Origin of the sequence: Psychrobacter jeotgali (assembly GCF_904846315.1) — a bacterium.
GTDB classification, from domain to species: domain Bacteria; phylum Pseudomonadota; class Gammaproteobacteria; order Pseudomonadales; family Moraxellaceae; genus Psychrobacter; species Psychrobacter jeotgali.
On sequence record NZ_CAJHAF010000001.1, the window covers coordinates 378,271 to 392,816 of the forward strand.

Below are 14,546 nucleotides of genomic sequence, written 5' to 3' on the forward strand. Positions count from 1 at the left end.
GGTGAACTATATTAGTCATAACATTAATAATAATTAGGGAATAAGTATGGATATGCAGTCTAACAGCTTTTTGGTTACTGGCGGCGCTTCAGGATTAGGCGAAGCAGTAGTTCGCGGTATTGTGAATAAAGGCGGTAAGGTCGTTATCGCAGATCTAAACGAAGCAGCAGGGCAGGCGTTAGTAGATGAGCTCGGTGATCAGGTACGCTTTGCTCGCTGCGATGTGGCTAGCGGCGCAGAGGTTCAAGCGGCGGTTGAGCTAGCCGAAGAGGCGTTTGGCGGGATTCAAGGCTCCATCAACTGCGCCGGTATCGCCGTAGTCCAAAAGCTGCTCGATCGTGAGAATACTCCAGCTGATCTTGATGACTTCAGCCGTGGGGTCAATATCAATCTAGTCGGCTCATTTAATGTGGCGCGTCTAGTCGCTGCCAGTATTGCTAAGCGTGTTGCAGCCGACAATAATGATGCAAACAATAATGATTCAAAAAACACTGATAATGGCGTCATCATTAATACTGCTTCAATCGCTGCTTTTGATGGGCAAGTCGGGCAGGCCAGCTATTCATCGTCCAAAGCCGGTGTGGTTGGCTTAACCTTACCGCTTGCTCGTGAGCTCGCTCGTCATGGTATCCGAGTGATGACCATTGCCCCTGGAGTCTTTGCGACCCCTATGATGCAAAGTATTCCGGATAAAGCGCGCGAGCAGTTAGAGTCAGCCGTACCTTATCCTAAGCGTTTAGGATCTCCTGATGAGTTTGCCAAACTGGTGCTGCATATTATCGATAACGCTTATCTAAATGGTGAAGTTATTCGTTTAGATGGGGCGATTCGGATGGTGTAGTAAATCCTAAGATATCTTGAATATTCTTCTTATATAAATTTTAGAACAGATATCAAGCATAAGCTTGAGTCTGTTCTTTTATACTTTTCAATATAGCGCCCTGATAATTTGTGATTGATGCTGCAAGATCTATCCGTAGTTATCAGAGCCTATAACTGTTTTTGACTTCTCACCCCATTTCCTCTAAAACGCTCTTGAAACATCCTCTCGTCATACCTATTAACGACTATGAAATATATCATTGTTGTCAGTAGGGTATTGGTATTTCGTTAGTAAATTTAATGTTTTCTTAATTTGATTAGACTATCACCAAGAAGTCATTATTTAGCATTGACAGCCAAAAATATTGAGTTGAAATTTTAGTCTATCTACCCTATATAGATAACAACTAACAGCAAGCGGTTTGATCTAATACCTATAAAAACCCGCTGCTCTATATCAATTATTAAAGGATAACATTATGAGGTTTGAAAAATTCACTCAAAAGCTGCAATCGGCTATTCAAGAAGCGCAAAGTCTATCTTTGGGCCGCGATCATACTGGTATTGATCCGGTACATCTATTAAGCGTGCTATTGCAAGACGAGTCTAATTTATCTATCTGCCAACAAGCAGGGGCGTCTATTCCCGCATTGAAAAATGGCGTTGCCAAAGCTTTGGATAATCAAGCGACTATTGCTGAGCCTACAGGCGATGTCAACTTAAATCCCAATGCGGTCAAAATACTAAACTTGGCGGATCGTCAGGCTCAAAAGGCTGGCGATGATTTTATCGCTACCGAATGGGTGATGTTGGCACTGGCCGAACAAGGTGAGACCAAAAAGATATTTGAGACTGCAGGTGTGACTGCTAGCCAGCTAAAAGCAGTCATTGAACAGTTACGCGGTGATCAAGTGGTTGACAATCAAAACGCTGAAGACCAGCGTGATGCGCTCAATAAATATACCATTAATTTAACTGAGCAAGCAGAAAAGGGCAAACTTGACCCGGTGATTGGGCGTGACGAAGAGATTCGCCGCACCATTCAAGTATTGTCACGCCGTACCAAAAACAACCCAGTACTGATTGGTGAGCCCGGTGTCGGTAAAACCGCCATCGCAGAGGGTTTGGCACAGAAAATCATTAATGGTGATGTACCTGAAGGACTGCGCAACAAAGAAGTGCTGTCGTTAGACTTAGGTGCCTTGATTGCGGGTGCAAAATTCCGCGGGGAGTTTGAAGAGCGGCTGAAAGGTGTGCTAAGTGACTTAGCCAAGCAAGAAGGCAACGTCATTTTATTCATCGATGAGCTGCATACCATGGTTGGTGCAGGTAAATCTGAAGGCGCGATGGATGCGGGTAATATGTTAAAGCCTGCGCTTGCCCGTGGTGAGCTGCACTGCGTCGGAGCGACCACCCTTGATGAGTATCGTCAATATATCGAAAAAGATGCTGCGCTTGAGCGCCGCTTCCAAAAGGTATTGGTCGATGAACCTTCTGTTGAAGATACCATTGCGATCCTTCGTGGTCTTAAAGAGCGTTATGAGCTCCATCACGGTGTCGATATCCAAGACAGCGCGATTATTGCCGCTGCTCGTATGAGCCATCGTTATATTACCGATCGTAAACTGCCGGACAAAGCCATTGACTTGGTTGATGAGGCGGCGAGCCGTCTACGGATGGAGATGGATAGTAAGCCTGAAGCTTTAGGTAAGCTTGATAGCCGTCTTATTCAGCTGAAAATGCAGCGTGAAGTCCTTAAGAATGAAGAAGATGCCGGCGCTCAAGCCGAGCGTAAAGTGCTTGATGAGCAGATTGAAGAGCTGGAAAAAGAATATGCAGATCTCAACGAAGTCTGGCAAGCTGAAAAAGCCTTGGTCAAAGGCAGTCAGCAGCTCAAAGACGAGCTGGATAAAGCCCGTATCGCTTATGATAAAGCCAGCCGTGAAGGTGACTATGAGACTATGAGTAAGCTACAGTACGAGACTATTCCGCAGCTTGAGCGCCGTATTCATGAGTCGGATCTGGCTGAGCAAAAAGAGCAGACAGGTGCAAATATTGGTGTAAAATTGCTGCGTAATAAAGTCACGGACAATGAGATCGCTGAAGTGGTTGCTGCTGCTACCGGTATTCCCGTGAGCAAGATGATGCAGGGCGAGCGTGATAAAATGCTAGCAATGGAGGACAAGCTCCATGAGCGCGTCATCGGTCAAGACGAAGCGGTTGAAGCGGTTGCGAACGCCGTACGCCGTAGCCGTGCTGGTTTGTCTGACCCCAATCGTCCTTCTGGTTCGTTCTTATTCTTAGGGCCTACCGGTGTCGGTAAGACCGAATTGACCAAGTCATTGGCGAACTTTTTGTTTGACTCTGAGGATGCGATCGTTCGTATCGATATGAGCGAATATATGGAGAAGCATAGTGTCAGCCGCTTGGTCGGTGCGCCTCCAGGCTATGTTGGTTACGAAGAAGGCGGCACCCTGACCGAAGCGGTACGCCGTAAGCCTTATAGCGTTATCTTGTTTGACGAAGTCGAAAAAGCGCATCCTGATGTGTTCAATATCTTGTTACAAGTATTGGATGAAGGTCGTCTGACCGACTCGCAAGGCCGGGTGGTTGACTTTAAAAATACCGTTATCGTGATGACCAGTAACTTAGGCTCGCATAAGATTCAAGAGATGGTTGGCGAGAGCTATGAGGATATCAAAGCTGAGGTTATGGATTCGGTCGGACAGCATTTCCGCCCCGAGTTCGTCAACCGTATTGATGAGATTGTAGTCTTCCATCCGCTGGGTATGTCGCAGATGGCGGGTATTGCTGATATTCAAATTCAGCGTTTACGTCAGCGTCTACAAGAGCGTGAGCTTGATATTGAGCTGTCACATGATGCGTTGAACAAGCTAGTAGCCGTAGGTTATGATCCGGTTTATGGTGCGCGTCCACTGAAACGTGCTATTCAGCAACAGATTGAAAACCCACTGTCTCTTAAATTACTGGCTGGTGATTTTGTCGCAGGCGATATCATTAAAGTTGATATTGATGCCAATGACAACCTTACTTTCGATAAGCTTAGAATGAGCTAATCGTCTATTATTAATAGTCTGTTAAAAATAAAGCCCCTTATCTACACTAGTAGGTAAGGGGCTTTTTAATTGGTAATCATAATAAGGTAGTAAGCTCTAAGCTTGACACTAGGCTGATTATATTGTTTATATAAGTTATAGCTTATAAGCAAGTCAAAGGATGAATACTATGATAAATAATAATGAAGGAAAACCCGCACCGTCGATTTTGGCGTTATCTATTATCGCCTTACTGTTTAGTGCGTCCGCTTGTTCTAGTCCCTCAACACCATCAACTGACGATAATGTAACCGACACTCAGAGTGTATCAACTGAAACGGCTGACGCTGTTTATCAGTCTGAGTCTGCTGATGAGGCTAACGCCGCTTATAATGCTGAGTCTAAGCAGGCAACTAATGTTAAGCCGGCTTTTATGAGCAAGGCTATCGCTAGTTTCAATGAGCCGTGGGCGATGACCGCCTTACCCAAAGAGAGTAATGAGCCGTTAAAGCTGCTAGTCACCCAAAAAACCGGCGAGTTATTTATCGTGGACACCGTCACAGCAGCTAAAACCCCTATTAAGGGTGTTCCTAAAGTTGGCTATGGCGGGCAAGGGGGCTTAGGAGATATTATCTTAGCACCAGATTTTGCCACTAGCGGCTCTATATACCTAAGCTACGTTGAGGCTGGTACCGCAAGTGAGCGCAATAAATATGGGGCCAAAGTCGTTGAGGCTAAGCTCTCAGGCTTAGATACCGCTACGCCCACGCTACAAGCTATCACGCCTATTTGGCAGCAGAATAAAAAGTACGGAGGTCAAGGGCACTATAGTCATCGCTTGCTATTTTCACCTGATGGCCGTTATCTGTATATCAGCTCGGGCGACCGCCAACAAAAAGATCCAGCCCAAGATATGGATGTCAACTTAGGTAAAATCATTCGCCTGTATCCAGATGGTTCTATTCCTAATGATAATCCATTCTATACGCGCGCTGATGATATCAAGTCCCAGTTTTGGAGCGTAGGCCATCGTAATGTGCTGGGTATGACCTTTGATAATGCTGATAGACTTTGGGCGATTGAGATGGGGCCTAGAGGCGGTGATGAGTTCAATTTAATTAAAAAAGGTAATAATTATGGTTGGCCTATAGTCTCTAACGGGCGTAACTATTCTGGCACTGATATCCCTGATCATGATACCCGTCCTGAGTTTGAAGCGCCCAAGATTACTTGGACACCCGTAATATCGCCTTCTTTTATAAACATCTATACTGCTGGCAGCCATAATGACTTTCCAGCATGGCAAGGAGATGCGCTGCTAAGCGGTCTGTCGTCTCAAGCATTAGTCGTAGTCAGTATCAATGAAGACGGCAGTGCAGCAGAGCGCTATCGCTATGATATGGGTGCCCGTATTCGCAGTGTATTAGCCATTGATGGGCAGGTTTGGCTACTAGAAGACGGTAAAGATGCTCGGTTATTGCAGCTAGTGCCTGAGTAAGTGCAATTAATCCCTGAATGAGTGTAGATAGCCTAAGCAATTCTTAGCCTTGATCTTATATATTAATATAACCATAGTATCACTAAGGATTATAACGCTGTAGCCAATTGATAAAAAATGGTTAGTTTGTTAAGGTAGCGCTACCTTAAATTATGAGATTTTATACATGAATGATGTGAAAGTAGGTAGATTAGGCCCTTTTCCTAGGGTAAATAAACCCGTTTTTATTACGTCGGGCATTCTGATCGTTGGTTTCATTATTTTTGGGGCATTTTTCACCGAAACCGCAGGAGCACTTTTTGAGTTTCTGCAAAGCTTTATTACCAAGAATTTTGGCTGGCTATTTATCATCTTAGTGAACATTGCACTAGTTTTCTGTATTTATCTAGCAATGAGTCGTTATGGCGATATTCGTTTAGGGAAGCAGACCGAACAACCGCAGTACCCTTTGTTCTCATGGATTGCAATGTTGTTCTCAGCCGGCATTGGTATTGGGTTAGTATATTGGGGAACGGCTGAGCCTTTATATCATTTTATGGCGCCACCACTGGGTGAGGGAGAGACCGTAGAAGCCGCTAAACAAGCTATGAACTTCTCTTTTCTGCATTGGGGGCTCCATGCTTGGGCCATTTATACCATAGTTGCTCTATCATTGGCTTACTTTCATTTCCGCCGCGGTTTACCACTCTCTATCCGTTCGACCCTGTATCCTATATTAGGTCAAAGGATCTATGGTAAATGGGGGCATACTGTCGATATCTTGGCGGTATTCGGTACGATGTTTGGGGTAGTGACCTCGCTAGGACTTGGGGTGATGCAGATCAACTCAGGTCTGGAGAATTTATTTGGTATACCCAATACGGTGTTGGTGCAGTTTGCTATCATTGCTTTTGTAACCGCACTAGCTTGTGGTTCACTGATGCTCGGTCTTGATAAAGGCATTAAACGCTTAAGTGACATCAATATGGGCTTTACCGGGGTGTTATTAGCTTTTATGGTCATTTTAGGACCGACATTGTTTATCTTTGATAGTTTTATTGAGAATATGGGGAACTATCTAGCGGCCATTGTACCTTTGTCCTCATGGGGTGAGTCTTATAGTAATACCGATTGGCAAGGCGCTTGGACGATATTTTACTGGGCGTGGTGGGTTAGTTGGTCGCCATTTGTCGGAGTGTTTATTGCCCGTATCAGTCGTGGTCGTACTATTCGTGAGTTTACCCTTGGGGTGCTGCTCATTCCAATGACCATTCTGTTTTTCTGGTTCACTACCTTTGGCGGTTCTGCTATCAATATGGAGCTACTGGCCAGTATGAGTCCTGAGCTGGCAAGTCCAGGGCTGGTTGAGGCGGTACGAGCAGACACCGGTAGCGCTATCTTTAAACTGGTTGAATATTACCCCTTTACCCAAGCCATTACTTTGCTAATTGTAGTAATGATTGTGCTGTGGTTTGTGACTTCATCGGACTCCGCTAGCTTCGTCATCGATATGCTAACCGCTGGCGGCGATACCAACCCGCCTAAGATTCAGCGTCTATTTTGGGCGATCATGCAGGGATTAATTGCCGCTATCTTATTGGCAGCTGGTGGTTTATCAGCGCTACAAGCTGCTGCCATTGTCGCAGGACTACCTTTTGCACTAGTAATATTTGTGATGATGTACGCACTTTTGCGCGGACTGAGTCGAGATCGCTTGATTCTATATCGAGCTAAGCAGCACTTTATTACTGAAGAGTCTGCTGATCACAACTCGGCTGATGAGTTCGTTGACGAGCATCTGTTAAAGGGGCCACCAAAGATTGTCAAAGGGGATTAAGCTAAGGCGTATCCTAATATCATAGATTGAATCAAAGCCCCATTCATAATGAATGGGGCTTTTTTAATAATTTTTAGAAATGGATATCAGCTTAAGTGATAACTTAAATCGATGAATAACTCTATACTGTTAACTTTTATTTAAACTGAGACATATTAAATTGATAATCGGGTAACATCTTGTTAAGGTAACAGCCCCTCAGATATCGGATAATATAATGAGTAAACTCAAAATTGGCCGCTTAGGGCCTTTTCCAAGGGTAAATAAACCTGTGTTTATTGCCTCAGTAGTGCTAATTGTTGGTTTTATCATCTTCGGTGCCTTATTCCAAGAATTAGCAAATACTGTGTTTAGTGACGCACAAGCGTTTATTACTAAGCGCTTTGGCTGGCTATTTATTATCTTGATGAATGTGGCCGTGGTGTCATGTTTGTATTTAATATTTAGTAGATACGGTGATATTCGTTTAGGTCATCAGACTGAAACTCCACAATATAGCTTACCCTCTTGGATTGGGATGTTGTTCTCAGCCGGTATTGGTATTGGTATCATGTATTGGGGTACGGCTGAACCTGTTTATCACTTTATGGCGCCGCCGCTTGGTGATGCAGAGACTGTAGAAGCCGCCAAGCAAGCTATGAATATCTCCTTCTTACATTATGGAATACATGCTTGGGCCATTTATGCCATTGTGGCTTTGTCATTAGCTTACTTTCACTTCCGCCGTGGTTTACCGCTTTCCATTCGCTCCAGTTTATACCCTATATTAGGTCAAAAGATCTATGGTAAATGGGGTCATACCGTCGATACATTAGCGGTATTTGGTACGATGTTTGGGGTGGTAACCACTTTAGGTTTTGGGGTTTTACAGATCAACTCAGGACTTGAGGGTCTATTTGGTTTGCCTAATACCGTCACCATGCAAGTCATTTTGATTGCTTTTATTACTATGCTAGCTTGTGGCTCGCTACTCATGGGGCTGGATAAAGGTATCAAACGTTTAAGTGATATTAATATTCTGCTGACGTTTTTGCTATTAGGCTTTGCCTTTATCATGGGCCCTACCCAGTATATTATGGATAGTTTGGTTGAAAACACCGGTAACTATCTACAAAATATTGTGCAATTGGGTTTTTGGAATGAAGCTTATAGTAAAACGGATTGGCAAGCGTCATGGACGATATTCTATTGGGCATGGTGGATCAGCTGGTCACCATTTGTAGGGGTTTTTATTGCCCGTATTAGCCGTGGTCGTACGATTCGTGAGTTTTTGTTGGGTGTGCTATTTATACCTATGATTATTCTATTTTTCTGGTTCACCACCTTTGGCGGTGTAGCGGTAAATATGGAATTGATTGGTAATCCTGGATTTATTGAAGTCGTACAGAACGATTATGGTAGTGCTATCTTTAAACTGATGGAGTTTTATCCGTTTACTAAAGCCACTACGATGTTGATCGTTATCATGATTGTATTGTGGTTTGTAACTTCGTCAGACTCAGCGAGCTTCGTCATCGATATGTTGACTTCAGGTGGCGACACTAATCCACCGAAGATTCAGCGTTTATTCTGGGCTATTACCCAAGGTTTCGTTGCTGCCATCCTGTTAGCAGCCGGTGGTTTAGGAGCCTTGCAAGCAGCAGCAATTGTGGCAGGATTTCCCTTTGCTATTGTTGTATTCGTTATGATATACGCGATGATGCGAGGCTTTAGCCGTGATAGGTTGATATTGTACCGTGCCGAACAGCGCTTCATTACCGATGAATCAGTAGAGCATAATACCGCTAATGAGTTCGTTGATGAAAGCTTACTAAAAGGGCCTCCTGAGATTGCCAAAGGTGATTGATCTAAACAAACTCAAGCCACAGTATTAAAGATATCATCAATAATATTACTCAATCCAAGCTCCAGTTTACTAGTAAACTGGAGCTTTTAAATTAAGTCAGTTTGTCAAAAAACATGCTAAAACTTTTGTAATTTTTTATATTTCAACAATAGTCAGGAGCATATTGATTTGATAAATTGATAATACCTTGATATGGTTACGCTATTTTGTTTTAGGAAAGTCTATGGATCACGTTAAAGTTGGTAGAGTGGGCCCTTTTCCGCGGGTAAGTAAACCGGTATTTTTGACCTCAACGATTTTAATTCTGGCGTTTATTATTTTTGGGGCGCTATTTAATGCGCAAGCAGAAATCGTTTTTGGTCAGGCCAAGGAGTTTGTATCTCTGCGTTTTGGTTGGTTCTTCATTCTAGTAATTAATGCCACCGTGTTGATGAGCATCTACATGATATTTAGCCGCTATGGCGATATCAGGCTAGGTCATCAGACAGAAAAGCCTGAGTACAATCTGATTTCTTGGATTGGTATGCTGTTTTCGGCAGGTATTGGTATTGGACTGTTATATTGGGGTACAGCGGAGCCGCTTTATCACTATATGGCGCCGCCGCTAGGGGCCGGAGAGACCGTAGAGTCTGCTAAGCTGGCGATGAATATCTCCTTCTTGCATTATGGTTTCCATGTATGGGCACTTTACGGCATGGTAGCTTTGGCATTAGCGTATTTCCATTATCGCCGTGGTCTGCCATTAGCTATCCGCTCCACGCTCTATCCTTTATTAGGTAAAAAGATATACGGCGGCTGGGGTCACACCGTTGATACTTTAGCGGTATTTGGCACTATGTTCGGGGTGGTCACCACCTTAGGTCTTGGGGTGTTGCAAATCAACTCTGGTCTTGAGAGCTTGTTCGGTATTCCTAATAACATTAGCGTACAGATTATCTTAATCATTGTTATTACCATACTAGCGGGCATGTCGCTATTCTTAGGACTGGATAAAGGTATTAAGCGTTTAAGTGATATCAATATCTTTTTGACCATTGTGCTCTTGAGCTTTGTGATTATATTAGGGCCTACCCAGTTTATCTTTAACAGCTTTATTGAGAATATCGGTAATTATCTGCATCAAGTTATACCTCTAGGCTTCTGGACTGAGTCTTATGAGGGTCAAGAGAACTGGCAGGCATCATGGACGATTTTCTATTGGGCTTGGTGGATTAGCTGGTCGCCGTTTGTTGGGGTGTTTGTCGCTCGTATCTCCCGTGGCCGTACTATCCGTGAATTTACCCTAGGGGTGCTACTAATCCCAGTAGCGATTTTATTCTTATGGTTTACTGCTTTTGGCGGTTCAGCGGTTCATATGGAGCTGTTATCGGTTCTTGATCCTAGTATCGCCAGCCCTGGGCTAGTTGAAGCGGTTAGCGCCGATACCGGTAGTGCTATCTTTAAGCTAATGGAAACTTATCCTTTTACTGCCGCTGTGAATTTACTGATTGTACTGATGATCGTATTGTGGTTTGTAACCTCATCAGATTCAGCCAGTTTTGTGATTGATATGCTGACCTCAGGTGGTGATACAGATCCACCAAAGATTCAGCGTTTATTCTGGGCAGGTACTGAAGGCGTTATCGCGGCAGTACTACTTGCAGCTGGTGGTTTGAGCGCCTTGCAAGCAGCCTCTATCGTCTCAGGTCTACCGTTTGCGGTGGTGATATTAGTGATGATGTATTCATTACTACGGGGCTTGAGCCGAGATCATCTGATTCTATATCGTCAGCAGCAGTGGTTTATCACTGAAGAATCAGCTGAACATAACTCCGCAAATCAGTTTGCTGATGAAGAGTTGCTCAAAGGACCGCCCGAAATTGTGGTAAAAGTTGAAGAGTAGAGAGTAGCTTTTCAATCATTAAAATATATTGTGATAATAAAAACCCCAGCTTAGTCATAAGCTGGGGTTTTTCGATCTAAAGGCTGTAATTTTGAAGATAAGCTCAAAGGCCGGTTAGAGAAGATAGTTAAAGAAAAAGTTTACTCAGTCGCTTGATCGTCTTTGTTAATCTGTACGTACTTATCAAAGTTCTGCGCATAGTCCGTCAAGTTATCGTTAAGCATCTGGCGGTATTGTTTAACATAAAATTCAATAATATCGTCTTTTTCTTTAGCGAAATCATCGCCTTTCACAAAGCCAATGGAAGCTACCGAAGCACTGTAACGGGCGGCGGCGTACAGTAACGAAGCCCCGACCTGACCTGAATGCGCATCTGGTCCTAGCTGACTATTGGCAAGTTCGATGATAGCATCAGCACGCTGATAAAACGCCTGCATTTCAGGGGTGATTTCAACCGCTGCCTCAGCATTATCATTCGCTTGGTTTTCAGGTGCATTATCTGTAGACATAGAGTACTCCTATTTAATTATTTAAAGGTAAGACTATAAACCTGCATCCGCTTTTAATATTTCAGCTTTATCGGTTTTTTCCCAAGTAAATGCGGTTTCAGAGCCTTCACGTCCAAAATGGCCAAAGGTAGCAGTCTGCTGGTACATAGGTTGTAATAGGTTTAACATCCGTGTGATACCGTAAGGACGAAGATCAAAATGGGTGCGAATCAAGCTAATGATTTTCTCATTACTGATTTTACTGGTACCAAAAGTATTAACCGAGATAGAAGTAGGTTCAGCAACGCCGATAGCATAGCTCACTTGTACTTCACAGCGCTCTGCTAGTCCAGCGGCAACGATGTTTTTGGCGACATAACGAACGGCATAAGCGGCGCTACGATCCACTTTTGAAGGGTCTTTACCGCTAAAGGCACCGCCGCCATGACGGGCCATGCCCCCATAAGTGTCAACGATGATTTTGCGACCGGTAAGGCCTGCATCACCAACGGGGCCGCCGATAACGAACTTGCCTGTGGGGTTAATATGATAACGTGTTCCAGCATGCAATAGATCTGCGGGCAGTACCTGCTTGATAATGTTTTCCATTACCGCTTCTTGGAGATCTTTTTGCGAGATGCTAGGATCGTGCTGGGTTGAGAGCACCACTGCATCAATGGCAGCAGGACGGTTACCTTCATATTTTAGGGTGACTTGGGCTTTGGCATCGGGGCGTAGCCACGGTAGCTCACCTGCACGGCGTAGCTCAGACTGACGCTCCATCAAGCGATGGGCAAATTCAATAGGGGCTGGCATCAGCACCTCAGTCTCGTTACTAGCATAGCCAAACATTAAGCCCTGATCGCCTGCGCCTTGCTCCTCAGGGCTACTACGATCGACCCCCTGAGCAATTTCAGGTGATTGCTTACCTAGCATATTGATTACTGCACAAGTCTCACCGTCAAATCCTAAGTCTGAATGATGATAGCCAATGCCATTGACGGTATCACGTACGATACGCTCAAGGTCGATATTGGCCGTAGTCGAGACTTCGCCCGCCAGTATGACTGCGCCAGTCTTGACTAAGGTTTCGCAGGCGACGCGCGCATGCAGGTCTTCACGTAGGATGGCATCAAGAATGGCATCGGAGATTTGATCGGCCATTTTATCGGGATGGCCTTCGCTGACAGATTCGGAGGTAAATAAACTATATTCACGCATAGTGGGATCGCTTAATTGCAGGGATTGTGATTAATGTAATCGACAATGCAGTCATTATTAGAGGTTGTTACCTGACTCTCAACAGCTTAATTTTATGGGGATCTTTCACCCAGATTTAACTTACGCAAAACTTGGTTGAGAGTTAGGTCTTTTTTGTAAAAATAAGAGTTAAAAAGTGAGCATATCTTACCGTGAATTGCGGCAAAACTCTAGCGCTGGATAGTACTGAGAAGTATGTGCGCCTCTACAACTCCAAAAACTTGGCTTTATCCTTGAACATACACTCTTCATATACTGGACAAGCACCGCATTTAGGCGTTCGTGCCTGACAAGTATAGCGCCCGTGTAGAATTAGGTAATGATGCGCATCCAGTATCAAATCCTCTGGAATGCGCTCAACCAGCTTTTGCTCGACGAGACGGACATTTTTGCCAGTAGCCAGCCCAGTACGATTACCGACTCGAAAGATATGAGTATCGACTGCCATAGTCGGCTGCCCAAAAGCGGTATTTAACACCACGTTAGCGGTTTTTCGTCCAACCCCAGCCAGCGACTCTAAATCTTTACGGTTATCAGGCACTTGACTATCAAACTTCTCAATAAGATCACGACAGGTTTTAATCACATTTTTGGCTTTAGCGTTATATAAGCCAATATTTTTGATATAAGACTTTAGCCCTTCCTCGCCTAAAGCCAAGATTGCTTCAGGCGTATTAGCTACGGGATAAAGCTGCTGGGTAGCAATATTGACACTGACATCAGTCGCTTGAGCAGATAAAATCACCGCAATGAGCAGCTCAAAATTACTTTCATAATTGAGCTCAGTGACCGGCTCTTTGATGGTCGCCGCTAGTTTTTCAAAGAATGGGCGTACCTGACGATTGGGCATCCGCCGTGAGGGCGGGGTATCAGCTGTTTTGTGTTTGACCGTTTTACTCATAGCATAAGTTCTTCAAATTATTCTTTAATATTCGACTCTCAAAGCTGCGCCAGCTCGGCTTGTAAGGATTCTAGCTCCACTTGTTTGTTAGCATTGGGACGTACGCTTAGCTGCTTCTCTAGTTTTTTAATTTTGCTACGTAATCTGGCAGCGGCAATGGTATCTTTAGCTTGCTGTTCGCTAATATCCAAAGTTTGAGAGGCGGCGTTATTGAGCTTGGCCTCAACCATACTGACCACCGGCTTAGTGTTGCTACTATCAGTCAGCTGCTTGGTGACCCGCTTAAGATGCGTATGATAACGTTGACGCAGATCAGTTTGCTCTTGCTCACGCTCAGTAGTGGTTATTTGGCGCTCAATAGGTAGCAAATCAATACAATCGACGGGGCAGGGAGCGATACATAACTCACAGCCTGTACATAAGTCGGTAAAAATAGTATGCATATGTTTGCCGGTACCGACGATAGCGTCTACAGGGCAGGCGGGAATGCATTTGGTACAGCCAATACAGTCCTCTTCACGGATAATAGCTCTTACTTCTTGCGGACGTTTGGTTACAGGGTCTGTAGACCACTGTGAGGGTGCTGCAGACAGCGGTGATTTTTCTTTAGTAGTGAGAATTTGATAAATAGCATCGGTAACTGGCTGACCGCCAGGGACGCATTTGTTATAAGCTTCGCCCTCGACCACGATAGCGGTAGCATAGGGCAGACAGCCATCGGGGTGTTCGCAAAGTCCACACTGAGTTTGCGGTAGGCAAGCATCAACCTGTGCAATTTTTACTTGAGTTGCAGTAGGTTGCCTATTTAGAGCTAATGCATCAAATAAAATAGGCAATTCAGTAAGGCGCGTAGGAGTAGCACGACTCTCATGGCTATGCATCGTCATATCAATATCGTGACTGGGTATGAAGTCTGTCATAAAATCTAAAGTATTTATCCTGATTTTTAAAGCAAAAGCGTGTTTTTCAAGAGTGCT

General features: G+C 44.3%; 10 protein-coding genes. 6 read left to right on the top strand and 4 right to left on the bottom strand.

Translation table 11 applies throughout. The features are described from left to right. Window positions 1-46 precede the first annotated feature (46 nt). The 6 genes from JMX18_RS01560 (at window position 47) to JMX18_RS01585 (ending at window position 10,920) form a co-directional block, all read left to right on the top strand. Entirely contained in the window at window positions 47-841 is a 795-nt protein-coding gene (locus JMX18_RS01560) for an SDR family NAD(P)-dependent oxidoreductase (protein ID WP_201583055.1), read from the top strand. A gap of 460 nt (window positions 842-1,301) precedes the next feature. Continuing rightward, window positions 1,302-3,899: an ATP-dependent chaperone ClpB gene (gene clpB / locus JMX18_RS01565; protein ID WP_201583057.1), complete on the top strand. Its 2,598-nt coding sequence runs from the start codon at window positions 1,302-1,304 to the stop codon at window positions 3,897-3,899. 169 nt (window positions 3,900-4,068) lie between these two features. Then, window positions 4,069-5,376 carry a PQQ-dependent sugar dehydrogenase gene (locus tag JMX18_RS01570; RefSeq protein WP_201583059.1) on the top strand — a complete coding sequence of 436 codons (1,308 nt, stop codon included), beginning with the start codon at window positions 4,069-4,071 and terminating at the stop codon, window positions 5,374-5,376. 166 nt (window positions 5,377-5,542) lie between these two features. Further along, window positions 5,543-7,192: a BCCT family transporter gene (locus JMX18_RS01575; protein ID WP_201583061.1), complete on the top strand. Its 1,650-nt coding sequence runs from the start codon at window positions 5,543-5,545 to the stop codon at window positions 7,190-7,192. Between the two features lie 217 nt (window positions 7,193-7,409). After that, entirely contained in the window at window positions 7,410-9,038 is a 1,629-nt protein-coding gene (locus JMX18_RS01580) for a BCCT family transporter (RefSeq protein WP_201583063.1), read from the top strand. A 223-nt stretch (window positions 9,039-9,261) separates the two neighbouring features. After that, window positions 9,262-10,920, top strand: a complete 1,659-nt coding sequence (locus tag JMX18_RS01585; RefSeq protein ID WP_201583064.1) for a BCCT family transporter — start codon at window positions 9,262-9,264, stop codon at window positions 10,918-10,920. Window positions 10,921-11,060: 140 nt separating this feature from the next. Here the strand turns inward: JMX18_RS01585 and JMX18_RS01590 are convergent, their stop codons facing one another. The 4 genes from JMX18_RS01590 to JMX18_RS01605 form a co-directional block, all read right to left on the bottom strand. Further along, window positions 11,061-11,429: a DUF3144 domain-containing protein gene (locus JMX18_RS01590; protein WP_201583065.1), complete on the bottom strand. Its 369-nt coding sequence runs from the start codon at window positions 11,427-11,429 to the stop codon at window positions 11,061-11,063. 33 nt (window positions 11,430-11,462) lie between these two features. Further along, entirely contained in the window at window positions 11,463-12,629 is a 1,167-nt protein-coding gene (metK, locus tag JMX18_RS01595) for a methionine adenosyltransferase (protein WP_201583066.1), read from the bottom strand. A gap of 244 nt (window positions 12,630-12,873) precedes the next feature. Beyond that, complete coding sequence (gene nth / locus JMX18_RS01600) at window positions 12,874-13,569, bottom strand: endonuclease III (protein WP_201583067.1); 696 nt, start codon at window positions 13,567-13,569, stop codon at window positions 12,874-12,876. Between the two features lie 38 nt (window positions 13,570-13,607). Then, window positions 13,608-14,450 (bottom strand): RnfABCDGE type electron transport complex subunit B, encoded by an 843-nt coding sequence (locus tag JMX18_RS01605; RefSeq protein ID WP_201588173.1) that lies wholly within the window; start codon window positions 14,448-14,450, stop codon window positions 13,608-13,610. Window positions 14,451-14,546: the final 96 nt, after the last annotated feature.